Origin of the sequence: Nitrosomonas sp. HPC101 (assembly GCF_009833125.1) — a bacterium.
Classification (GTDB): Bacteria; Pseudomonadota; Gammaproteobacteria; order Burkholderiales; family Nitrosomonadaceae; genus Nitrosomonas.
The window spans coordinates 24008-45642 of the sequence record NZ_QRCC01000004.1 but is presented as its reverse complement, the minus strand read 5'-3'; the positions used below and the strand labels follow the sequence as shown (position 1 = coordinate 45642).

Annotated in this window: 24 protein-coding genes and 1 tRNA gene; 14 read left to right on the top strand and 11 right to left on the bottom strand. The window is 49.6% G+C overall.

Translation table 11 applies throughout. The features are described 5' to 3' along the window. Positions 1-3 precede the first annotated feature (3 nt). Positions 4-786, top strand: a complete 783-nt coding sequence (locus ABO04_RS03625) for a PEP-CTERM/exosortase system-associated acyltransferase (RefSeq protein WP_160809335.1) — start codon at positions 4-6, stop codon at positions 784-786. A 477-nt stretch (positions 787-1263) separates the two neighbouring features. Beyond that, positions 1264-2001 carry an orotidine-5'-phosphate decarboxylase gene (pyrF, locus tag ABO04_RS03620; RefSeq protein WP_160809334.1) on the top strand — a complete coding sequence of 246 codons (738 nt, stop codon included), beginning with the start codon at positions 1264-1266 and terminating at the stop codon, positions 1999-2001. 403 nt (positions 2002-2404) lie between these two features. On the opposite strand, the gene ABO04_RS03615 is transcribed toward pyrF, so the two are convergent. From ABO04_RS03615 to ABO04_RS03600, 4 genes are all read right to left on the bottom strand, one after another. After that, the gene (locus ABO04_RS03615) at positions 2405-2890 is read right to left on the bottom strand and encodes a YajQ family cyclic di-GMP-binding protein (protein WP_160809333.1); all 486 of its coding nucleotides are present in this window, start codon (positions 2888-2890) and stop codon (positions 2405-2407) included. A 105-nt stretch (positions 2891-2995) separates the two neighbouring features. Beyond that, entirely contained in the window at positions 2996-3436 is a 441-nt protein-coding gene (locus ABO04_RS03610; protein WP_160809332.1) for a hypothetical protein, read from the bottom strand. A 102-nt stretch (positions 3437-3538) separates the two neighbouring features. Next, positions 3539-4762 carry an NnrS family protein gene (locus ABO04_RS03605; RefSeq protein ID WP_160809331.1) on the bottom strand — a complete coding sequence of 408 codons (1224 nt, stop codon included), beginning with the start codon at positions 4760-4762 and terminating at the stop codon, positions 3539-3541. Then, a complete protein-coding gene (locus ABO04_RS03600; RefSeq protein ID WP_160809330.1) occupies positions 4755-5159 on the bottom strand; it encodes a group III truncated hemoglobin in 405 nt (134 codons plus the stop codon). Before ABO04_RS03600 ends, ABO04_RS03605 begins: the two co-directional genes overlap by 8 nt. Positions 5160-5458: 299 nt before the next feature. Between ABO04_RS03600 and wecB the strand changes: the two genes are divergently transcribed. The 5 genes from wecB to nudB all read left to right on the top strand — a co-directional run bounded on the left by wecB (position 5459) and on the right by nudB (position 10969). Further along, positions 5459-6568 carry a UDP-N-acetylglucosamine 2-epimerase (non-hydrolyzing) gene (wecB, locus tag ABO04_RS03595; RefSeq protein ID WP_160809432.1) on the top strand — a complete coding sequence of 370 codons (1110 nt, stop codon included), beginning with the start codon at positions 5459-5461 and terminating at the stop codon, positions 6566-6568. A 63-nt stretch (positions 6569-6631) separates the two neighbouring features. Beyond that, a complete protein-coding gene (locus ABO04_RS03590) occupies positions 6632-8083 on the top strand; it encodes a mannose-1-phosphate guanylyltransferase/mannose-6-phosphate isomerase (protein WP_160809329.1) in 1452 nt (483 codons plus the stop codon). A 246-nt stretch (positions 8084-8329) separates the two neighbouring features. Beyond that, entirely contained in the window at positions 8330-8674 is a 345-nt protein-coding gene (locus ABO04_RS03585) for a zinc ribbon domain-containing protein (protein ID WP_160809328.1), read from the top strand. 42 nt (positions 8675-8716) lie between these two features. Continuing rightward, positions 8717-10498, top strand: coding sequence for an aspartate--tRNA ligase (gene aspS / locus ABO04_RS03580; RefSeq protein WP_160809327.1), 1782 nt, complete (start codon positions 8717-8719; stop codon positions 10496-10498). 12 nt (positions 10499-10510) lie between these two features. Beyond that, positions 10511-10969, top strand: a complete 459-nt coding sequence (gene nudB / locus ABO04_RS03575) for a dihydroneopterin triphosphate diphosphatase (RefSeq protein WP_160809326.1) — start codon at positions 10511-10513, stop codon at positions 10967-10969. 84 nt (positions 10970-11053) lie between these two features. Here nudB and ABO04_RS03570 read toward each other — a convergent pair. Beyond that, positions 11054-11130 (bottom strand) — tRNA-Val (locus tag ABO04_RS03570). 135 nt (positions 11131-11265) lie between these two features. Here ABO04_RS03570 and gmk point away from each other — a divergent pair. From gmk to ABO04_RS03555, 3 genes are all read left to right on the top strand, one after another. Beyond that, positions 11266-11871: a guanylate kinase gene (gene gmk / locus ABO04_RS03565; protein WP_160809325.1), complete on the top strand. Its 606-nt coding sequence runs from the start codon at positions 11266-11268 to the stop codon at positions 11869-11871. Between the two features lie 51 nt (positions 11872-11922). Next, a complete protein-coding gene (gene rpoZ / locus ABO04_RS03560) occupies positions 11923-12126 on the top strand; it encodes a DNA-directed RNA polymerase subunit omega (RefSeq protein WP_160809324.1) in 204 nt (67 codons plus the stop codon). Positions 12127-12378: 252 nt separating this feature from the next. Beyond that, positions 12379-13062: a DNA-3-methyladenine glycosylase I gene (locus ABO04_RS03555; RefSeq protein WP_160809323.1), complete on the top strand. Its 684-nt coding sequence runs from the start codon at positions 12379-12381 to the stop codon at positions 13060-13062. A 77-nt stretch (positions 13063-13139) separates the two neighbouring features. Here the strand turns inward: ABO04_RS03555 and hemE are convergent, their stop codons facing one another. From hemE to ABO04_RS12020, 6 genes are all read right to left on the bottom strand, one after another. After that, positions 13140-14204: a uroporphyrinogen decarboxylase gene (gene hemE / locus ABO04_RS03550; protein ID WP_160809322.1), complete on the bottom strand. Its 1065-nt coding sequence runs from the start codon at positions 14202-14204 to the stop codon at positions 13140-13142. 88 nt (positions 14205-14292) lie between these two features. Beyond that, positions 14293-17049 (bottom strand): valine--tRNA ligase, encoded by a 2757-nt coding sequence (locus ABO04_RS03545; protein WP_160809321.1) that lies wholly within the window; start codon positions 17047-17049, stop codon positions 14293-14295. A gap of 130 nt (positions 17050-17179) precedes the next feature. Further along, positions 17180-17587 (bottom strand): hypothetical protein, encoded by a 408-nt coding sequence (locus ABO04_RS03540; RefSeq protein WP_160809320.1) that lies wholly within the window; start codon positions 17585-17587, stop codon positions 17180-17182. 82 nt (positions 17588-17669) lie between these two features. Further along, complete coding sequence (locus ABO04_RS03535; protein WP_160809319.1) at positions 17670-18095, bottom strand: DNA polymerase III subunit chi; 426 nt, start codon at positions 18093-18095, stop codon at positions 17670-17672. 35 nt (positions 18096-18130) lie between these two features. Beyond that, positions 18131-19624 carry a leucyl aminopeptidase gene (locus ABO04_RS03530; protein ID WP_160809318.1) on the bottom strand — a complete coding sequence of 498 codons (1494 nt, stop codon included), beginning with the start codon at positions 19622-19624 and terminating at the stop codon, positions 18131-18133. A 234-nt stretch (positions 19625-19858) separates the two neighbouring features. Next, on the bottom strand, positions 19859-20002 hold the full coding sequence (locus ABO04_RS12020; RefSeq protein WP_240141415.1) for a hypothetical protein: 144 nt from the start codon (positions 20000-20002) through the stop codon (positions 19859-19861). Here ABO04_RS12020 and ABO04_RS12015 point away from each other — a divergent pair. The 4 genes from ABO04_RS12015 to serB all read left to right on the top strand — a co-directional run bounded on the left by ABO04_RS12015 (position 19952) and on the right by serB (position 21593). Beyond that, the gene (locus ABO04_RS12015) at positions 19952-20170 is read left to right on the top strand and encodes an HDOD domain-containing protein (protein ID WP_345852861.1); all 219 of its coding nucleotides are present in this window, start codon (positions 19952-19954) and stop codon (positions 20168-20170) included. The two genes, ABO04_RS12020 and ABO04_RS12015, sit on opposite strands and share 51 nt — an antisense overlap. Positions 20171-20254: 84 nt before the next feature. Continuing rightward, positions 20255-20389: a hypothetical protein gene (locus ABO04_RS12235; RefSeq protein ID WP_275689205.1), complete on the top strand. Its 135-nt coding sequence runs from the start codon at positions 20255-20257 to the stop codon at positions 20387-20389. 72 nt (positions 20390-20461) lie between these two features. After that, a complete protein-coding gene (locus ABO04_RS12010) occupies positions 20462-20626 on the top strand; it encodes a diguanylate cyclase (protein WP_345852859.1) in 165 nt (54 codons plus the stop codon). Between the two features lie 136 nt (positions 20627-20762). Beyond that, a complete protein-coding gene (serB, locus tag ABO04_RS03520) occupies positions 20763-21593 on the top strand; it encodes a phosphoserine phosphatase SerB (protein WP_160809317.1) in 831 nt (276 codons plus the stop codon). Positions 21594-21635: the final 42 nt, after the last annotated feature.

Genomic DNA, 21635 nt, shown 5'->3' with positions numbered 1-21635 from the left:
ATCGTGTTGACCCAGGAAAACAGCCATTTAGGCACTTCTTTCAGGCAATATTTCAAAATCGTGCCAGCATTAACCGAAGAATTGAAGCGCGAGGCCTATCGTATCCGTCACTCTGTTTATTGTGAAGACCTACAGTTCGAATTTTCACGACCTGATAGGTTTGAGACGGATGAGCATGATGCGCATTCGTTACATCTTCTGATTCGCAATGTCAGCAATGATACATTTATCGGCTGCACCCGAATTATCCGTCCACCATTGAATAATAACGACAGACGCCTGCCTTTCGAGAAAACCTGTGCCCAGACACTCGATCGTTCCATCATAGATCCATCCAGACTACCAGCTGATAAAATTGGTGAGGTTTCCCGTCTTGCCGTCATTGCCTCCTTTCGGCGAAGAAAGGGCGAGAAGAATCATCCCATCAATATTTCTGAAGAGGATTTCGGCACAGGTCTGATGACGCGTTTTCCTTATATCCCACTCGGCCTTTACATAGGAACAGTCGAACTGGCACGCATACATAATATTAAGGTACTTTTCATGCTAACCGAGGAACGGCTAGTCAGCCACTTCAGCAGACTGGGTGCTCAGCTGGAACCCATCGGCGCACCCGTTGAACATCATGGCCTGCGTTTCCCATCCATGGTAGAAATCAGCAGTACCATCAGCAATATGCGCCCAGTTTTTCGCCCGCTTTACCAAACCATTGCAGAAGATATCCAGTCCTGGCTGGAAGTGAGAGGACAGCAGGCAAAACAGGCACATTCCAGTCATTGCCGTTGAAATAAATCGGGCTGATGAGAAGTTTTACCTGGCGTGAGTATCAATAATCACTATTTCGACCAGAAAAATAACTTCAATTTTATCATTCCCGATCGAACTGATCAGCATACTCATTAAAATCAATGAGCTGATGAGTTTCTCAGGATCGCCTAATTAGAAATCTGAATATGCAGCTTCAATCAGAGCAAGTGCCGCCTTGATGTCTTGTTGTTATGCGCCTGGCAGCAACACAAATATTCCCACATTCGCCTGTTTAATCGCCTGTTTGTTGTAGCTGGGTAGCCCGCAACCGTGGTCAATCTGCGCTTCTGTTCGGGGCATTTGGGAAGTCTGGCTAATTTGCTATAATTACAGGATAAGAGTATACAGCTCCAATTCATTCAAGACTCCCTGCCCCCGACTGCGCTGCCGATTAATATAGAAAAGGCTCTTTAGTTCTACATATCCCATGCAACCCACAGCTGATTCCACACTAATATGAGCAATGATCAGAATCCAACAACGCCCGCGAAAAATATCCCGGTATCAGAACGGTTAATTGTAGCTTTAGATGTCCCAACCAGTGATAAAGCCAGAGAAATTGTTGATACGCTGGGAGAAACCGTTATCTTCTATAAGCTGGGTCTGGAGCTATTTATGGCGGGCGGGTATTTTGAACTGATTGACTGGCTGATCGAACGCAACAAAAAAGTTTTTGTTGATCTGAAATTTTTTGATGTGCCGGAAACAGTTGCTGCAGCTGTCAGACAGCTGAATAATCGTAATATTTCCTTCGTTACGGTTCACGGCAATGACAACATGCTGAAGGCAGCCGTCAGAGAAAAAAAAGATATTAAAGTCTTGGCCGTAACTGTTTTAACCAGCCTTGACCGGCACGACTTAGCAGAACTGGGATTTGATTGCGATGTTCAGAAACTCGTGCTTTCCAGAGCCAGAAACGCATTTCAGATTGGCTGTGACGGCGTTATTTCTTCGGGATTGGAAGTCTCTGCACTGCGTTCGGATCTGGGAGACAATTTTATTGTTGTAACGCCAGGCATCCGCCCAGTTGATAACGATAGGGTTGACGATCAGAAAAGAACGGTTGATGTGGAAGAAGCTTTTAGAAATGGTGCTGATTATATCGTCATGGGCAGGCCAATCAGAAATGCTGCCAACCCCAGGAAAACAGCGCAAGAAATTCAAAAACGCATCGCGGTTTTATTTGAGCAATAGTGGAGTGGACGATCTCTGATTCCATTTCCATTTCACGCATAAATCAATCGCCACGACAATTCCCCCAGGGAGGTCAGGGGTCATCGAGAGGAAACATTGCTTGTAGTGCACCACATTTACTGTTCGAGTGGCCACAGCCCGTATTTCTTTCACCATGGTGACGCATGAATATCACATCCGGCCTTGCTATCGTTGTTGGTTGGTGCACATGGTGCACCCTACCACTAAAACACATCTGTTCCAGATAAGAGTTCAAGCATAGAATGACAGTGGAATGACTGGATTACTTCATGCCTGATGGCATCCACAAAGACGACGGAGGTTACGATCCCTTCCAACTTCATCTTTGCGAGAAGACACAGGCTGACGTGGCAATCCAGCCCTGCATCCGATTCATTACCGTTCAATCCCTAAAGTTGCGAAACTGCAGTGGCAGTTCAGTGATGCGGCTTTTTACTAATTGAATAGCTTCTTGCAGAACATCGCGCTTGGCGCCGGTTATCCGCACTATCTCACCCTGAATGCTCGCCTGGACTTTAAGTTTGCTGTCCTTGATCAGTTTAACGATCTTTTTAGCGAGATCACTTTCCACTCCGGTCTTAACCGTCACCTTCTGTTTTACCTTGTTGCCACTGATTTTTTCGATCTGCCCCCTTTCCAGACAACGTACATCAATCTCTCGCTTGGTGAATCTGGCTATCAGAATATCCGTCACCTGGTCAAGCTTGAATTCATCATCCGCAAAGAGATAAAGTTCGTAGTCAGTCTGCTCGGCGCGCGCATCCGAGCCCTTAAAATCGAAACGGGCAGAAACCTCTTTGTTCAGTTGATCAACCGCGTTGCGTATTTCCTGTTTATCAACTTCAGAAACGATATCAAATGAAGGCATGATTTTTCCTGATCAAAATAAGGTTGAATACTGCCATTATAAGCCCTGTAACCTGCTTCAGCGAAATAGGGAGCACCGGTTGGCAGTGATGCAGGTCACGGGGAATTACCAATGCAGATAAAACATGGCTTTCGCCAGGATGATGATTGCCAGTACGTGGCAAAATATACTCAAGTGCAGGCGTTGTGAGCGCTGTCTGTTTAACAAACCGCGCTTCCGCCATAGCATGGCTGTCACAAAATGGCCAAAAACGCTAATTGCCAGAATGATCTTGATACCCAGCAACAACCCGAAACTGCTTGCCAAGGGTTGCGCCAAGGCTGCCTGATGCTGCCACGCCATCCCTATCCCGGCAGAATACAGCACCAAAAGTACCCAAGGCATGATTCTGACAGCACGGTTACCTATGGCGCGTTCAACCTCGCGCATGATTTCACGCGGCAGATGTTTGCGTATACCTTCAAGCATCACGACTTCAAAAAATACTGTGCCCGCAAAAGCGACTGCAGCCAGCAAATGCAACGTTATCAGTAAGCCATAACTCATTGTATGAATCCTCCTAGTTGAATACTCATACGTTGTCCAGCAGCACTGGCATCACCCAATCTGATTGGCAAGAGACAGACTGCCCATCTTCCATTCATAGCGTCAGCGTGGCTGTATCGGAATGTTTCCCGGCTTGACGACTGGAGGCGACTGATCTGCGCGCGGACGGATCAGCATCGGAAAAAAACGCCAGAGGTAGAGCACAAAAGCCAATATCCAGATTGCAGCCGAAGCGTGCAGCAAACCCAACACATAAGCAGTTGGCAGCAACGCTGCCAGACGTAATACAGCAGCTGTAATAATCAATATATACAAAATAACCATACTATGATCAGCACGTAATGGTCGCCCCAGATGACCCAGCGCAGTACGGGTGACCATGCCGATAATCAGTACCGAAAAACCCGCCACACCGATCGTATGTGCCGGCCATGCGGCACGGGAAATCCAGCCTGCCGAATAGGCGGCAGCAACCCATAATCCGGCACCCAGCCCGGTATATCCGGCATAAAGAATCCATAGCAATGGCACTTGCCGAACAGCCCACGGCTTCCAGGCAACCAGCTGCCACAGCGCAAGAGCTCCGGCTATCGCCAATGCTGCTGCGGCTACCAGATCCCACCCGAGCAACAGAAATACAATGGCAAAAATACTTGCCACAAGCTGCCACTGACCGCTGCTGGTAAGCATCGGAATTATCAGGCCCTGTACTGCCCGCATGGCGAAAAACGGGATCACTCGCCGTGCAATCAGCAGTGCGATTACTGCCATGCATAGCAAGCCGGCATGAAAGCTCTCCATTAACAAAGCGTAATCACCCGTTTGTACAAACCACAAAAACAGGCTATCAGCAACACCCAGCCCCAGCACAAGCAGGGGAATACCGTAGTTACGCTGGCTGCGTTTCCGATAAATTACCCGACCCAATGCCAGTGCCGCCACACTGAAGAACAACAGCTCACAGAATGCGGCAATAGCAAATGCCGCTGATCCTGGTATAAGAAAACCTGCCCGTGCCACGATCCACAACAGTGCCATCCCACCTAAAGCACGGCCATGCAGCGGATTGAGACCCGTCCAGTTTGCGCTGGCGGTAAACAGGAATCCTACCGCGATAGTGGCAACAAACCCCCACAACATCTCGTGTGCATGCCAGAACATACCGGTCAACATGCCCGTCAGCCATTGTGGAGCATATATCCACAGTGCGACTGAAATCGCAGCCCAGGAACAACCTGCAATATACAGTGGCCGGAAGCCCAGACTAAGAAAGGCCGCCCATTGCGGTGCCAATTGCTGTTTTCCGATCTGCACCGACTCAGCCATGAGACAGCCCCACAGGCATGACACCGGGATGGTGGTTGATCTGATAACCCATCCACAAACTGCGGGCAATGCGATCAGCCATGATGCAAGCCTGTTCCGCCATGGCTTGATTGGATTGTTCGGCAGCTGTTTGGTGGAACAGTTTGAGCCATCGCTGAAACAATTCGGCGTTCAGATCAGGCAGGGCCACATGCCTGGGCATTGGCGTACCGCTAAAACGATCGGTACCGCGTAAAATAGATGACCAGAAATCTACCATTCTGGCCAGGTGGCGGTTCCAGTCATCAATATGCGCATCGAAAATGAAACCAAGCGCCTTATCCTCCCGTACCCGGGCGTAGAAAGCATGGATTAAGTGTGTGATATCTTCTTCAGTACACAACGTTGGATCAGGCATGGATACTTCTCCTGAGCAGAATATTCATAAGATTGATTTTAAGCACATTTTCTATTTTAGCACTTCAGCAAGCCGGATCATGATCAAAACCTGCCTGACAATCATCACACATCAATCATGGCAAAATACAGCGTTTTTCAGGGATTTTTCCAGCATTGCCTACTAAGGAACCTCTGATTAAATCCTCCATGAGCCACATTGCAGGAAAACTGGTAGCATGGAGCAAGCCTTTTAGCAGACAAGGAAACCGGGGCAGTCTCGAAAGCTTACAATCCTGCCCACTATCTCGCGAGAAAATCATGCAGAAAAAAATTCACCTCATCGCCGGTGCACGGCCCAATTTCATGAAAATTGCGCCCATTGTTCGCGCTTTACAGCAACAGGACAGGCTGGCCTATAAAATTGTGCATACCGGCCAGCATTACGACCGGGAAATGAACGATGTTTTTTTCGAGGAGCTGGGTATCCCACAGCCGGATATCTTCATGGCGGCCGGAGGAGGCAGTCACTCGCAGCAGACCGCAAAAATCATGGTTGCCTTCGAGGAGTACTGCCAAACGGAACCACCGGATGCGGTGCTGGTTGTGGGTGATGTCAACTCAACGCTGGCCTGCTCCATCGTGGCCAGGAAGCTGCATATTCCGGTTGCTCATGTCGAAGCAGGATTGCGCAGTGGTGATATGTGCATGCCGGAAGAAATCAACCGCCTGGTGACCGATAGCATCACCAATTGGTTTTTCGTAACCGAACCGAGTGGACAACAGCATCTGCTGCAGGAAGGGAAACCGGCATCAGCCATTCATTACGTTGGTCATGTTATGGTGGATAACCTGCTTTACCAGGTGAAACAACTTGCCCAGGCAAACACCGCCGATTTTGAAACCGGCCCGCTCAAAACGTCACTGGGAAATCACCCGTATGGTGTTATCACATTACACCGACCGAGTAATGTAGATAATCCTGATGTTCTGCAACGTATCAGTCAGGCCCTGAAACAAATTGCCAGACAGCTTCCGCTCATCTTTCCGGCTCATCCACGCACACAAAATAACCTGAAGAAATTCAATATCGATCTCGGGCCGGATATCACCCTGATAGGTCCGCAGGCTTATATGCCCTTTCTTCATCTATGGAAAGATGCCACGCTCGTTCTGACCGATAGCGGCGGACTGCAGGAAGAAACCACTGCCCTGGGGGTGCCCTGTATCACAATCCGGGAAAATACCGAACGGCCAGTCACAGTAGAAGAAGGCACGAACACATTGGCAGGTACCGATCCGGCACAGATACTGACCGCAGTGGATACTATTCTGCAAGGACGCGGCAAACAGGGGCGCCGACCGCATTTATGGGATGGCAACGCTGCGCGCCGTATTGTGGAGATACTCGCCAGAGAGCTGCATCCCTGAAATCAGGATGTCAGATAATCCAGCAGAAACTGTACCTTTCTTTCTGATCAAACCAATGTATATATGAAACACACGCTCATCCCCATCATTCTCTCCGGTGGCTCGGGCACACGTCTGTGGCCACTTTCACGCCAGCAGTACCCCAAACAATTGCTATCACTGGTCAACCGCTATTCTCTACTGCAAGAAACTGTACAACGTCTGGATGGATTGGAAGATATCATCGTCCGACCTTCCATCATCGTCAGCAACGAAGAATACCGCTTTGTAATTGCGGAACAGCTACGGGTTCTGGGTAAAACCGGCAGGATCATTCTCGAACCTTGTGGACGCAACACTGCTCCCGCGTTGACGATAGCCGCACTGGCAGCCACGCAGGACAAGGATGATCCGATTCTGCTGGTCACACCATCCGATCATGTCATAACAGATGTTGCAGCTTTCCAGGCAGCCATTCACAAAGGAATGGCGCTCGCTGAAAGCGGTATGCTGGTCACGTTCGGTATCACACCGAACGCTCCCGAAACCGGTTATGGCTATGTCCAGTACGGTACAGCACTGCATGAGCCAGACGCTTTCCGGATTGCCCGCTTTGTCGAAAAACCGGACCTGGTCACTGCACAAAATTATCTGGAAGAGGGCACCTATCTGTGGAATAGCGGCATGTTCATGATGCGTGCATCGATCTGGCTTGCCGCCATCGGCATTTGCCGTCAGGATATTCTGGAAGCCTGTCGTACTGCCTGGCAATCCGGCTCGATCGATGGAGATTTTCACCGTATCGACAAGACCGCGTTTGCCGCTTGTCCAAGTGACTCGATCGATTATGCAGTCATGGAAACACTTTCCGCACACCCGGACACATTGCCACCAGGTGCCATCATTCCGCTTTCTGCCGGATGGTCGGATATCGGGACATGGGATGCATTGTGGCGCACGTTACCAAAGGATGAATCAGGTAATGTGGCGCGTGGCGATGTATTGCTGCACGCATGCCACGATACCCTGGCATTTTCCGAACATCGGTTGGTTGCATGCATCGGTGTGGAAAACGTGGTGATTGTGGAAACATCCGACGCCGTTCTGGTGGCACATCAGGATAAAACGCAAGAAGTCAAACACATCGTCGATATGCTGAAACAACGCAACCGCCCTGAAATCCGCTCGCACCGAAAAATATACCGTCCATGGGGCTGGTACGATTCAGTCGACAGAGGCGAGCGTTTTCAGGTCAAACGGATTGTTGTCAACCCTGGCGCGGCGCTGTCATTGCAAATGCACCACCACCGCGCCGAACACTGGATTGTAGTGCGAGGTACCGCCCAGGTTACCCGGGCAGACAAGACTTTTCTGGTCAGCGAAAACGAATCCACCTTCATCCCGCTGGGGACGCCCCATCGGCTGGAAAACCCGGGACGGGTGCCGCTGGAGATGATCGAAGTTCAGTCCGGTTCCTATCTGGGAGAGGATGATATCGTTCGGTTTGAAGATAAATATGGCCGAAAAAAAGGTTAGGGAACTTCTGAAAAACGTCAGCGAGGTAGTCAGTTCAAGGCAAAGCCGGCGAAAAAGCGGAGTTTATACGTAATAAATGAGCATTTTGAGCCGACTTTTAACGCAGAAATAACAACGTAGGTAGTTTCTCAAAGGTTCCTTAGCATACCGGATTGATACCACCCGTAATCAGATAGAACTGCCCGGGAAATTGCGCTGACAGTCAAGTATAATACGGTTTTCAAGATTTTATCCAAGGAGGAAAACATGCCGATCTATGAGTATGCCTGCCATGCATGTGGATTGGAAAAGGAACATCTGCAGAAAATGAATGACGCCCCGATCACGCAGTGCCCGGCCTGCGGCAGCAGCGACTATGTCAAAAAAGTATCTGCTGCGGCTTTCCAGCTAAAGGGAACTGGCTGGTATGTAACCGATTTCAGAAATAGAAACACCCGATCCGATTCGAAGCCCAAAGAAGAGTCCGGCAAGGAGACTACCAGTACTGATAAAACAGCTGCAAATACTCCGACTGACAGCGCAACGACTGCGACTGCGGCCACAACGTCGACATCAGCCGCTGCTCCTTCTGCTTCCACTACAGATCAGTAATATTTTCAATCGTTTTTTCATTTAATTAACATTAACGTCACTATGCGTACTGACTATTGCGGCGCCATTAACACACGCCATCTGGATAGAACAATTACCTTATGCGGCTGGGTGCATCGCCGGCGTGATCACGGCGGGGTTATTTTTATTGACCTGCGGGATCGCGAGGGAATCGTTCAGATTGTTTGCGACCCCGATAATGTTGCTGCTTTCTCGATTGCAGAAAAAATCCGCAATGAATTCGTGCTGGAAATTACGGGTACGGTGCGCCACCGTCCGGAAGGAACAGTCAATCGTGGCATTCTCAGCGGCGAAATCGAGGTGCTGGTCAGTACCATCGCAATCCTGAATCCTTCACTCACGCCTCCTTTCCAGATAGATGACGACAATCTGAGTGAAGCAATACGGCTGGAATACCGCTATCTGGATTTACGCCGCCCGGCGATGCAGCACAACATCCGCCTGCGACACCAGGTCACCATGGCAGTACGCACATTCCTTGATCAACAGGGGTTTATCGATATCGAAACGCCGATGCTGACCAAATCCACCCCGGAAGGTGCACGCGACTATCTGGTGCCTTCACGTGTCAATGCCGGCCATTTCTTTGCACTGCCGCAATCCCCGCAATTGTTCAAACAACTGCTGATGATCTCCGGTTTCGACCGATATTATCAGATCACTCGCTGCTTCCGGGATGAGGATCTGCGTGCCGACCGCCAACCGGAATTCACCCAGATTGACATCGAAACCTCTTTCCTCACAGAAAATGAAATCATGGGCATGATGGAGGACATGATCCGCCGTCTGTTCGCAAGCGTGCTGAATGTCAGTCTGCCCGACCCCTTTCCTCGCCTCAGCTATACTGATGCTATGTTCCTTTATGGATCGGACAAACCCGATTTGCGTGTACCGCTGGTTCTGACGGAACTGACTGACCTGATGCAGGATGTACCTTTCCAGGTATTCCGCGATGCTGCACAGAAGGCAGGCGGACGAGTGGCCGCTCTGCGCGTTCCTGGCGGTGGAGAACTGTCCCGTAAGGAAATCGATGAATACACCCTGTTTGTGGGTATTTACGGAGCAAAGGGGCTGGCCTATATCAAGATCAATGACCTGACCAAAGGAATGGAAGGTTTGCAGTCCCCCATTCTGAAGTTCCTGCCTGAATCCGTCGTACAGTCGATACTCGAACGCACTCAGGCTCAAAACGGCGATCTGGTATTCTTTGGGGCCGACAAAACCAAAGTCGTCAATGATGCACTGGGGGCATTACGGGCCAAGATCGGGCATGAGCGCGGCCTGGCCACAGGCTCCTGGAAACCCCTGTGGGTTGTGGGTTTTCCGATGTTCGAATGGGATGAGGAAGAAAAACGCTGGCAGGCCCTGCATCATCCCTTTACCTCTCCCAGCCAGGGACATGAAGATTTTCTGGCGAGCGATCCTGGCAAGGCACTCTCCAGAGCGTATGACATGGTTCTGAACGGAATGGAGATCGGTGGCGGTTCAATTCGCATTCATCGGCAGGATATACAAAGCAAGGTATTCCAGGCACTGAACATATCGGACGACGAAGCAAAACTGAAATTTGGTTTTCTGCTGGATGCTCTGCAATATGGTGCGCCACCGCACGGAGGTATTGCTTTTGGTCTAGATCGTATCGTTGCCATGATGACCGGAGCGGATTCCATCCGCGATGTGATTGCCTTCCCCAAAACACAACGTGCTCAATGTTTGTTGACACAAGCACCTGGCATCGTCGAGGAAAAACAGTTGCGGGAGCTGCATATCCGCCTGCGCAAGACTGATGTCACCGCCAATTGACTGGATCTCCTGTTGCAAGCCTACAAAATACCTGTATCTGTTCTGGTCATTATCTACACGCCCGATCTCCAAGTGCTGCTGCTGGAGCGCGCTGATCACCCCGGTTACTGGCAATCTGTTACAGGCAGTCAGAATCCCGGGGAAACACTGCAGCAGACTGCTACACGTGAAGTTAGAGAAGAAACTGGCCTGGACACTCACAACTACATCCTGACCAGCTGGGAAATACAAAACCGCTATGAGCTTTATGAAGAATGGCGTTGGCGCTACCCGCCAGGAGTCACGCATAATACTGAGCATGTGTTTGGACTGGAGCTATCGGAAACGACCCCGGTGACCATTTCACCGCGCGAGCACTTGGGATATATCTGGCTGCCGTGGCAGGAAGCTGCTAATAAAGTTTTTTCTCCCAGTAATGCGCAGTCTATCCGCAGGCTCGCAAATAAACGGAAACACTCGATTCCCGGGTAACAGAAGAGCGCAAGACAAAGTATAAAAAGCTGGAATGTGGCTGAAACGCCCAAGAGAAACAGGTACCAGAACCTGACTGTCCTCTGGTAGGCGCGATTGGACTCGAACCAACGACCCCCACCATGTCAAGGTGGTGCTCTAACCAGCTGAGCTACGCGCCTGAAGAAGAAAGGATTTTAACCGAAACAACGATCCGCTTCAAATTTATTCACGAATCCCGGTGTCAATAATAATCCCGGAAATTTCCAGGTATTTCCCTGTTAAAATACGCCACGATTTCAATAGAATAAAATGTTATGAGTTGCCTGTTCGTCATCAGTGCACCCTCCGGTGCCGGTAAAACCAGCGTGATCCGCACCCTGTTGCAGATGGATATCAATATCACCCTCTCGATCTCCTATACTACACGTTCACCCAGACGGAATGAGGAGAACGGCCGTGACTATTTTTTTGTGGATCATGCAACTTTCAAGGAAATGCAGGCACATGACGAATTTCTGGAAAGCGCCGAGGTATACGGCAATTTTTATGGCACCTCACGCACATGGATAGAAGAAACCATGGCAGCGGAACAGGATGTTCTACTGGAAATAGATTGCCAGGGGGCGCAACAAGTGCGCAAACTCTATCCGAAAGCTACTTCTATATTTATTCTGCCTCCATCCATGGAAACATTAAAAAATCGTCTGGAGCAGCGTGGTCTGGATGAAAGCAGGACCATAGAACGACGACTTCTGGCTGCATGCAGCGAGATCAGTCACCTGAACAGATTCGATTACGTAGTTGTTAATCACGAACTGACAACAGCGGCACAGGAAATCTCCTGCATTATTCAGGCTGAACGACTAAAAACAATACGTCAGCTCGTTAAACAACACACACTACTTGCCGAGTTTTCCTGATCGACCTTTGTTTCTGCATGTTTTTATAAATTTTTACTGGAGTAATCTATCATGGCACGTATTACCGTAGAAGATTGTCTGGAAGTAATTCCAAACCGCTTTAATATGACACTGGCAGCGACTGTACGGGCAAGACAGATTTCGGTCGGTTCCACACCGATGATCGATCCCGAGCGCGACAAACCGATCGTCATTGCCTTGCGTGAACTGGCACAAAGAAAATACGGTGAAGAAATACTCAATACGGTTCGCTGACCGGACAGTACATCATCCTGATGCGAGTACTACCCTACCCGCATCATCATTCCAGCTTCCAGGCAAAACCAGCCTTTTCAACTTCCTGCATCCGTTTGCAGATGCTTCGTATCCCGTTGCACGCGCACCAGGTGAAGCGACTCGTGTAATCAATGATCAGAAGCGCCGATAAAGTCAACAGCAATCGCTCAATGACACCAATGAGGCATCCACTTTTTTGATGATTTGATTCTAAAACAATACGAGAGAAGCATGACCCTTAACTACCGCTGGCTTTACGACACAGTACGCAAGCGTTTTGAATCGGATGAAGCGATGGAGGCCTTCTTACCCAAAGCGCTCACGCCTGAAGCATTAAAACAGAAGAGAGATGATCGCTATCTTTCTGCCATGAGCCAGCGGGTATTTCAAGCCGGTATGCAGCACTCGGTGGTCAATGCCAAATGGCCTGCCTTTGAAGAAGCCTTCTGGGGCTTTGTACCTGAAACAATGGTGTTGCTCAGCCCAGAACAGATCGAGGGTTATATGAAAAACAGCAGTATCATTCGTCACTATACCAAACTGCAAACTATTCCCCGGAATGCCCAGTTTATTCTGGATATTCGCCAGGAACAGGGTTGCAGTTTTGGCGAGTTTATCGCTGACTGGCCAAGTTCTAATATTATTGGCTTATGGCGTTTACTGGCCAAACGTGGTGCTCGCTTGGGTGGACGCTCAGCTGCTGGATTTTTACGTTTGGTCGGGAAAGATACTTTTTTATTGACCAGCGATGTAACAGCACGTCTGATCGCCGCAGGCATTATTGACCATGAGCCCACCACTCAGCGTGATAGGCAAACCATACAGAATGCTTTCAACCAATTACAGCAGAACTCAGGAAAGTCGCTGTGCCAGCTATCTGCGATGCTGTCGTTGAGTATTCATCCGAGATTTTAATGATTTAGAGCTGTCGCTTTTGAATGAACGACGGAAGTAGCGCGAGTCATCGGCTCTCGACAACCCGCGTGGTAGTTTTATTTATGGTAACGCACACTTTGTGCATGAACTGTTTCAATCAGTGCCAGTGCATTCTCAGGCGGAGTGAACTGTGAAATGCCATGCCCCAGATTGAATACGTGACCATGGCCGTGACCATAACTTGCCAGTATTTTTCCAGTTTCAGCAGCAATCACTTCCGGTGAGGAAAATAGCACGGCCGGATCCAGATTCCCCTGTAAAGCTACTTTATCTTGGGTACGCTGGCGGGCTTCGCCGATATCGATTGTCCAATCCAGTCCGATTGCATCGCAACCACTGGCCATGATGGATTCCAGCCACAACCCGCCACCCTTGGTAAACACGATATTGGGGATGCGTACACCCTCATGCTCGCGTTTCAGACCAGCCAGAATCTGGTTCATGTAGTGCAGGGAAAACTCCTGGTAAGCCGCGTGGGATAATGCCCCACCCCAACTGTCGAAAATCATCACCGCCTGTGCACCCGCTTCAATCTGGGCATTCAGGTAAGTGATCACCGCTTGCGTGGTCACATCCAGAATATGGTGCAGCAGATCCGGACGCGCGTACAGCATGGTCTTGATCTGGCGAAAATCACTACTGCCCGCACCTTCCACCATATAGCATGCCAGCGTAAACGGGCTGCCAGAGAATCCAATCAGTGGCACCCGATTGTTCAGTGCTTTACGGATTTCTGTAACGGCATCCAGTACATAGCGTAAGTGGACATCAGGATCGGGCACGATCAATGAACGGATCTCCCGCTCCTCACGTAATGGATGCTCGAAGCGAGGCCCCTCTCCTGCCGCAAAATACAGCCCCAATCCCATTGCATCCGGAATAGTCAGAATATCGGAAAACAAAATAGCCGCATCCAGCGGAAATCTGGCCAATGGCTGCAAGGTTACTTCCGTTGCAAGCGCAGGATTCTTGCACAGTGAAAGGAAATCACCTGCATGTGCCCGTGTCTGGTTGTATTCCGGCAGGTAGCGACCGGCCTGGCGCATCATCCAGACAGGGGTATAGTCCACAGGCTGCCGCAGCAGTGCGCGAATAAAAGTATCATTTTCCAGTCTGGTCATTATCAATATAGATTCAATCTCAAAAGGGTTTATAAACTAACGTAAGAATAAAACCATACGTAACCATTCTTCTATCATCATTCAATGATCAATTCAGTTTTTGCAGCTGTTCATCCAGTTTTTCCAGTGTTGTGCTGAATGTAGCCAGACGTTCCTTTTCCTGTCGGACCACTTTCTCCGGAGCACGCTGAAGAAAATCGGGATTATCCAGCTTCGTTCTGGCTTTGCCAATTTCAAGCGCCAACCGCTGTATTTCCTTGTTGAGGCGCTCACGTTCTGCCTTAATATCGATCTCGATTTTCAGCATCAACCTGAATTCACCCACAACAGCAACCGGCGCATCGGTATCCGGCAATCTGTCTGGCAGAACAGTCACTTCGGACAACCTGGCAAGTGCCTGTAAATAACCTAAAAAATCCATCAATCGGGTGCGATCACCTTCTATCAGCAGCGGTATACGCTCTGCCGGTGACAGCTTCATTTCCCCGCGCAACGTGCGGCAGGCATTGACAATCTCCTTGAGCAACCGGATATCGGCAACAGCCTGTTCGTCGATATGTGTCTGATCAGACTGAGGATAAGCCTGGCACATGATACTGGCGCCGGTTCTGCCAGCAAGCGGTGCAACCGCCTGCCAGAGCTCCTCGGTAATGAATGGAATAACCGGATGTGCCAACCGCAACACTGTTTCCAGTACGCGCACCAGTGTACGCCGGGTAGCACGCTGACATGCTTCATCTGCACTGCTCAACTGTACTTTTGCCAGTTCTACATACCAGTCGCAGTATTCATCCCAGACAAATTCGTATATCTCGCGCGCAGCAAGGTCAAAACGGTATTCATTGAAAGCCTGTGCCACGCCCTGTTCAGCCTGCTGCAGACGACTGACGATCCATTTATCCGCTTGCGAAAAATTCAGCGGCAAGGTTTCATCCAGACCGGTGTCTTTGCTCTCGCAGTTCATCAGCACAAAACGGGTGGCATTCCACAGCTTATTGCAGAAATTGCGATAGCCTTCACAACGTTGCAGATCAAACTTGATGTCACGTCCATGCGAAGCCAGGCTGGCAAACGTAAAGCGCAACGCATCGGTCCCGAACGCAGGAATCCCTTGCGGAAACTGTTTGCGGGTAGCTTTTTCAATGGATTCCGCCTGTTTAGGGTTCATCAGGCCGGTGGTACGCTTTCTGATCAGCTCCGTCAGTGAAACACCATCGATCAGATCGAGCGGATCAAGCACATTCCCCTTGGATTTGCTCATTTTATGGCCTTCCGCATCGCGAATCAGACCGGTAATGTATACCTCCCGGAAAGGGACCTCTCCGGTGAAATGCAGGGTCATCATCACCATACGCGCCACCCAGAAGAAAATGATGTCAAACCCGGTTACCAACACGGATCCAGGCAAAAAGGTTTTGAGCTCGGGGGTCTGTTCCGGCCAGCCCAGTGTCGAGAAAGGCCATAGTGCCGAAGAAAACCAGGTATCGAGCACATCCTCATCCTGCTGCAGGGTTTGCTTGCCGGATAGTTTTCTGGCTTCTTCCAGATCATACGCAACGGTCACGTTACCATCCTCATCGTACCAGGCTGGTATCCTGTGCCCCCACCACAATTGCCGCGAAATACACCAGTCCTGGATATTTTCCAGCCACTGATTGTAGACATGCGTCCAGTTCTCCGGCACAAACCGCACCTTGCCACTTGCAACTGCTGCCAGGCCCTGTTCAGCCAGACCTTCCATCGCCAGATACCACTGATCCGTCAACATCGGTTCAATAACGGTATTGGTGCGATCTCCACGCGGAACCATCAGTTTATGCGGGCGAGTCTCAACCAGCAGTCCCTGTGTCTGAAGATCAGCAATCACTTTTTTTCTGGCATCGAAACGATCCAGCCCCTGAAATTCAGCTGGGGCATTGTCATTGATTCTGCCATCCAGTGTGAAAATATTGAGTGGAATCAGTTTGTGCCGCTGCCCGACCTGATAGTCGTTGAAATCATGTGCCGGGGTAATTTTTACGCAACCGGTACCAAAAGTAGGATCCACATAACTGTCCGCGATGATCGGAATCGTGCGTTCAGATAACGGCAAACGCAAATGACGTCCGATCAGATGACGATAACGCTCATCTTCCGGATGAACCGCCACCGCCATATCTCCCAGCATGGTTTCCGGACGGGTGGTGGCAACAACCAGTCCCTTGTTCTCGTTATTTCCTTCCGATTGTTCGAATGGGTAAAGGATGTGCCAGAGCGATCCCTGCTCTTCAGCCGAAATCACTTCCAGATCAGAGACCGCTGTCTGCAGCACCGGATCCCAGTTGACCAGTCGTTTGCCGCGATAAATCAACCCTTCCCGGTAAAGGCGCACGAATACTTCTGTCACTGCACGGGAAAGCACTTCATCCATCGTGAAGCGTTCGCGTGACCAGTCACAGGAAGCCCCCATACGCCGCATCTGGCGGGTAATCGTGGAACCTGATTCCTCCTTCCATTGCCAGACGCGCTCGAGAAAAGCTTCACGCCCCATCTGACGTCGATTTTTGCCTTCCTGATCCAGTTGCCGTTCAACTACGATTTGTGTGGCAATGCCGGCATGATCCGTACCCGGCTGCCACAATGTGTTGTCGCCCAACATGCGATGGTAGCGGATCAACGTATCCATCAAGGTGTGCTGGAAAGCATGCCCCATATGCAGTGTGCCAGTAACATTAGGCGGTGGCAGCATGATGCAGTAGGCATTCGCTCCCCCAGAACCGGTCGGGCTGAAATAACCAGCGGCTTCCCAGGCCGAATACCAGCGGGTTTCTATATCCTTTGGATCGAAGCTTTTTGTGAGTTCCATGGTCATCAGGCAATCGGGGAAAATGCTAAAAAAAGAGCATCAGACAAGACGTGGCCAAGCACAATTATCTCTCAAGGCGAACCGGTAGAATAAAACCGGTCATTATAACCAATGCGGGTGGAATGGATGGCTAAAGATTTCTGGGCAGCCGTTTTCCCAACGCGTGTATTAGGGTCAGCCGCTCAGCGGGATTCAGATTGATGCATGCTTCCCTTAATGCTGCATCAAATGCAAAACACAATAGCTCAGAAATTTCCGTTTGGGATGACCATTCATTTATACTCATCGTCAACGCCACCTGGTCAGTCAAAACAGGAATACCGTCAATGCCAGGCTGTGTCTCAGTAAGCTCTCCGGATAATTCGCCAAATCTAAAAAAAGACTGTTCCATGGAACCAGGCGGATTTGTAACAACCTGCTGCTCCACAGGTTGTATGAGAGAGGCTTGCTCCTGCCGATGTCTGCGTAACATCGAATCCACTTTATTCAGCAGGATCAAACCTTCCAGATCTGCAAGTATATCGGGCGAATTATCCATTGCCAGATTGCTCCTGATCAGGCAAGAAACTCAAAACTGAGGGCATAACAGGGAAACTCCCGCATCGTTTGGAATCCGTTAGTTACCCCTCAAGCCGATGATGGCGAACATCGTGCCCCAAATCCTGGTAGCGCCGATACCGTTTGCGTGCATACCGCTTGTTGTCCTCCATTTCATCAACGACTTCGACTATTCGTTGAAAATGCTCAAATCCAGACGGAATTGTTTCAGCCAGATTAAGCAATACATTAAAGCCAGCTGTTTCCAGCAGCTCCGGCCGATTATTTAATATCACCGACGTCACTCCTGCCAGCCTGTCACCTATCCGACAGTGCGGGACAAAACTGTTAGATGAAAACGTCCAGAGCACCTTGTCAAGCCGATCCGCCAGCGCTTCATCCGGGACATGGATCAGCGTTCTCAACCCTTGCTGTACCGCTTTTGTGCACAAGCGACAGGTAATCAGCAGCCTGTCTGTTGCTCCTGTGTAAAAATCAATCTGTGTCACACCCACCCGCAGGGATGAACGAGTATCGACTAAGATTAATGCGGATCGGCACGGTCAATCAGAAATTGTGTCAGTAATGGCACGGGACGCCCGGTCGCTTCCTTTTCCTTGCCGGATTTCCAGGCTGTTCCGGCAATATCAAGATGCGCCCAACGGTATTTCCCGGTAAAACGGGAAAGGAAGCAGGCTGCCGTAATCGCGCCTCCCCAACGACCACCGATATTGGCCATATCGGCAAAATTGCTTTTGAGCAGTTCTTGGTATTCTTTTCCCAGTGGCAGCTGCCAGGCACGATCAGATGCCTTCTCCCCGGCCTGACGCAGTTCCTGAACCAGCTGTTCATCGGTACCCATCAGACCGCTGACCACATGCCCCAGGGCGACCACGCAGGCCCCTGTCAATGTGGCAATATCAATCACCACCTCCGGTTTGTAACGCTCAGCATATGCCAGCGCATCACACAGAATCAACCGCCCTTCCGCATCAGTATTCAATATCTCGATTGTCTGGCCGGACAGGCTGGTAACAACGTCTCCCGGTTTGGTTGCATTACCACCCGGCATATTTTCGGTTGCTGGAATGATACCTGTTACATTAACAGGCAACTTCATTTCCGCCACAGCAGTCAGTGTACCGAAAACACTCGCCGCTCCACCCATGTCGTACTTCATCTCGTCCATTTCGGCAGCCGGTTTCAGCGAAATACCCCCGGTATCAAACGTTACCCCTTTGCCAACCAGTACAACTGGTTTTTTGGTACTTTTCCGACCACGGTATTCCATCACGATCAATTTTGCCGGCTGATGACTGCCGCGCGCTACCGCCAGCAACGCACCCATACCCAGCTTTTCCATATCTTTTTCTTCCAGCACGGAAAGTTTAAGCGAGTAAGTACGGGCCATTTCACCAGCTTGTTCAGCCAGATAGGTCGGAGTACAAATATTGGGCGCAAGATTACCCAGATCCTTTGTTACATTTATACCGCGCGCAATCGCCACCCCCTGCTGCAATGCCTTTTTCGCGTCTGCTGTTGCAGATTCATCCCCAATGAGAAAGGTAATTTTCTGCAGAGATAACTGACGCTCCTCGCGTTTGCTTTTAAGTCTATCAAAGCGATACACACTTTCTTCTGCCAGGAGAATCGACTGCAATAGGGCCCAGGCAATCCCTCTTCCTTCTACAATCAAATCCGCCACACACAAACCAGCATTCTTGACTCCCGTCTGCTGCAGCGCTTTAAAAACTGCACGAATGGCTCCCAGAAACTCCTTTTCAGCGTATTCTTCTTCCTTACCCAATCCGACCAGCAACACGCGCTTGCTCCCGATACCCGGAACGTTATGTAACAGCAGCGTTGTATTTGCCCGGCCATCCATATCTCCCTGGTCAACTACTCCGGCCAGATAACCTTTACACACTTCATCCAGCGTTTTGGCTGCCCCGGTCAATTTACGGGTTTCAAACACGCCTGCCACGATACAGTCACCATGGTATTTCTCCAGGCGACCGGATTGGATTACGAAATCCATGCTTTACTCCTGTTTTATTTGTTTATTCCTGATAATGAATACGAATCGGATCATGGCTACGTCTCTGATCCCGAATCAGAAAAAACGGACTCCCCGCCATAATTCCCAGAATCGTGCTTGTGGTATTCAGCACAAACAGGTTCGCTTAATAACTCTTTTCCAGAGTTTTTATGGAACTCTATCGGGTGAAATCATTTTTCCCGTAAACCCGGAATGAGTAAGCAGATGCCTTGTTCACATCTCTGGTAATAAAATATGAAAGAAAATTTGCTCAAGCAATTGTGGCTCTGCACAAACTTGCCCAGCCTGCCTTCCGTCGCGCTCACAATTATTGACCTGGCCGGCAAGACAGATACCAGTCTTACCCAAATTAGTCATTATATCTCGCCTGATCCTGCACTTGCCGTCAAAATTATCAAGACAGCCAATGCCCCGCTGTACAAATCCAGATATCTGATCAACAATATCAATCAATGTCCTCGGAACATACGGTGTAATTGCAATCGCATTGCCCTTCTCGCTGGCGGACCTACTACAAGACATTAACATTCTTGCCTTCCACGCGCTCGTGCCTGAAGATTACCTACCAGTTTTTCGCTGGCAGCAGACCACAACGCCCTTCTGGAAGTCATGCAGAACAATCTGCATCATGTAGAAAAACTGTTCGAAATCACCATCCTGAATCCGGCTCATCTTAACAAGATCATCACCGAAGTCAGAGAACTACTGACAATGTTAAGCTATGATCACAGTGCGCGAACTTAAAGATAAAATCCAGCATAACGGCCTGATCGGCGCACACAATCGCGCCAATTGCGATGAGGCGTTCCGGAGTGAATTTCAGCGCTCAATTCAACAGAGATCACCTTTTCCCTGGCAATAATTGATATTGATAACTACAAAACCTTTAACGATACCTATGGGCATATTGGCGGGGATGGTATATTGGTTGCTGTAGTCAAAGCCATTCCTGACCAGATCCGCCAAATACATGGGGCGTAACCGGATTATTGAACGAAATCCTTCGCTGACTTCACCCTTTAAAACCCGAGCGCGCCTACCCGACCGATATTTATATGGCACGACATTCCATGTATAGTGCCCGCATTCGTCACTTAACCAAATTAAAATAATGCTCATGAATCTTATTATTCAAGGAACAGATATCCAGAACAACGATTTGCGGGCCATTGCCAAACTTGCACAGGCCAGCCAGATTGATCGCATTACCGGGGAAGCTTTCCGGATGATGAATGCCCAACCGCATCCTGATATCCCGGATTATTGCGAGGAAGTCAGCCTGGATCACGCCTTCGTCCCCCCAGGTAAAAAACTGACCGATTTTGGTTTGATCGCAATGGATATGGACTCGACATTGCTTGCAATCGAATCCATCGACGAAATTGCTGATATGCATAATGTTAAACCACAAGTTTCCGCAATCACCCAAAGCACTATGCGTGGAGATATCAGCTTCGCCGAAAGCCTCACGCGGCGTACCGCCCTGCTTAAGGGGCTTCCACAAGAAGCATTGCAACAAGTTTATGACGAGCGTGTGCGGTTGAGCCCCGGCGCTGAAAAAATGCTTCAGCGCATGCAATCTGTTGGTATTAAAACCATGGTGATCTCAGGTGGCTACACTTTTTTTACCGATCAAGTCAAAGACCGACTTGGATTGGATTACGCGTTTGCCAATACTTTTGAGGTTCAGGATGGAAAACTAACGGGGCGAGTGCTGGGCAATATTATCGGCGCATCCGGCAAGGGAGAAATTCTGAAGCGGATACGGGATGAACTTGGGCTTAGGAAAGATCAGGTCATTGCTGTTGGAGATGGTGCCAATGATCTGAAAATGCTGGAAGAATCCGGCGTTGGCATTGCCTTTCACGCAAAACCCATACTAAAGGAAAAAGCGACTTTTTCTCTTGATCACGTCGGCCTCGATGGCATTCTCAACTTGTTTGAGTAATCTGACCTGTTCCTGCAATATGCCGTGCCCGAAGTGGGTGGC

Excerpts from the sequence above, each read along its gene's own strand:
- aspS (WP_160809327.1), top strand. The coding sequence starts at position 8,717 with ATGCGTACTGACTATTGCGGCGCCATTAACACACGCCATCTGGATAGA.
- gmk (WP_160809325.1), top strand. The coding sequence starts at position 11,266 with ATGAGTTGCCTGTTCGTCATCAGTGCACCCTCCGGTGCCGGTAAAACC.
- wecB (WP_160809432.1), top strand. The coding sequence starts at position 5,459 with ATGCAGAAAAAAATTCACCTCATCGCCGGTGCACGGCCCAATTTCATG.
- ABO04_RS12020 (WP_240141415.1), bottom strand. The coding sequence starts at position 20,002 with ATGACTAATTTGGGTAAGACTGGTATCTGTCTTGCCGGCCAGGTCAAT.
- ABO04_RS03540 (WP_160809320.1), bottom strand. The coding sequence starts at position 17,587 with ATGGATAATTCGCCCGATATACTTGCAGATCTGGAAGGTTTGATCCTG.
- ABO04_RS03530 (WP_160809318.1), bottom strand. The coding sequence starts at position 19,624 with ATGGATTTCGTAATCCAATCCGGTCGCCTGGAGAAATACCATGGTGAC.
- ABO04_RS03600 (WP_160809330.1), bottom strand. The coding sequence starts at position 5,159 with ATGCCTGATCCAACGTTGTGTACTGAAGAAGATATCACACACTTAATC.
- ABO04_RS03605 (WP_160809331.1), bottom strand. The coding sequence starts at position 4,762 with ATGGCTGAGTCGGTGCAGATCGGAAAACAGCAATTGGCACCGCAATGG.
- serB (WP_160809317.1), top strand. The coding sequence starts at position 20,763 with ATGAATCTTATTATTCAAGGAACAGATATCCAGAACAACGATTTGCGG.
- rpoZ (WP_160809324.1), top strand. The coding sequence starts at position 11,923 with ATGGCACGTATTACCGTAGAAGATTGTCTGGAAGTAATTCCAAACCGC.
- ABO04_RS03590 (WP_160809329.1), top strand. The coding sequence starts at position 6,632 with ATGAAACACACGCTCATCCCCATCATTCTCTCCGGTGGCTCGGGCACA.
- ABO04_RS03585 (WP_160809328.1), top strand. The coding sequence starts at position 8,330 with ATGCCGATCTATGAGTATGCCTGCCATGCATGTGGATTGGAAAAGGAA.
- ABO04_RS12235 (WP_275689205.1), top strand. The coding sequence starts at position 20,255 with ATGCAGAACAATCTGCATCATGTAGAAAAACTGTTCGAAATCACCATC.
- ABO04_RS03545 (WP_160809321.1), bottom strand. The coding sequence starts at position 17,049 with ATGGAACTCACAAAAAGCTTCGATCCAAAGGATATAGAAACCCGCTGG.
- ABO04_RS03615 (WP_160809333.1), bottom strand. The coding sequence starts at position 2,890 with ATGCCTTCATTTGATATCGTTTCTGAAGTTGATAAACAGGAAATACGC.
- ABO04_RS03555 (WP_160809323.1), top strand. The coding sequence starts at position 12,379 with ATGACCCTTAACTACCGCTGGCTTTACGACACAGTACGCAAGCGTTTT.
- pyrF (WP_160809334.1), top strand. The coding sequence starts at position 1,264 with ATGAGCAATGATCAGAATCCAACAACGCCCGCGAAAAATATCCCGGTA.
- hemE (WP_160809322.1), bottom strand. The coding sequence starts at position 14,204 with ATGACCAGACTGGAAAATGATACTTTTATTCGCGCACTGCTGCGGCAG.
- ABO04_RS03610 (WP_160809332.1), bottom strand. The coding sequence starts at position 3,436 with ATGAGTTATGGCTTACTGATAACGTTGCATTTGCTGGCTGCAGTCGCT.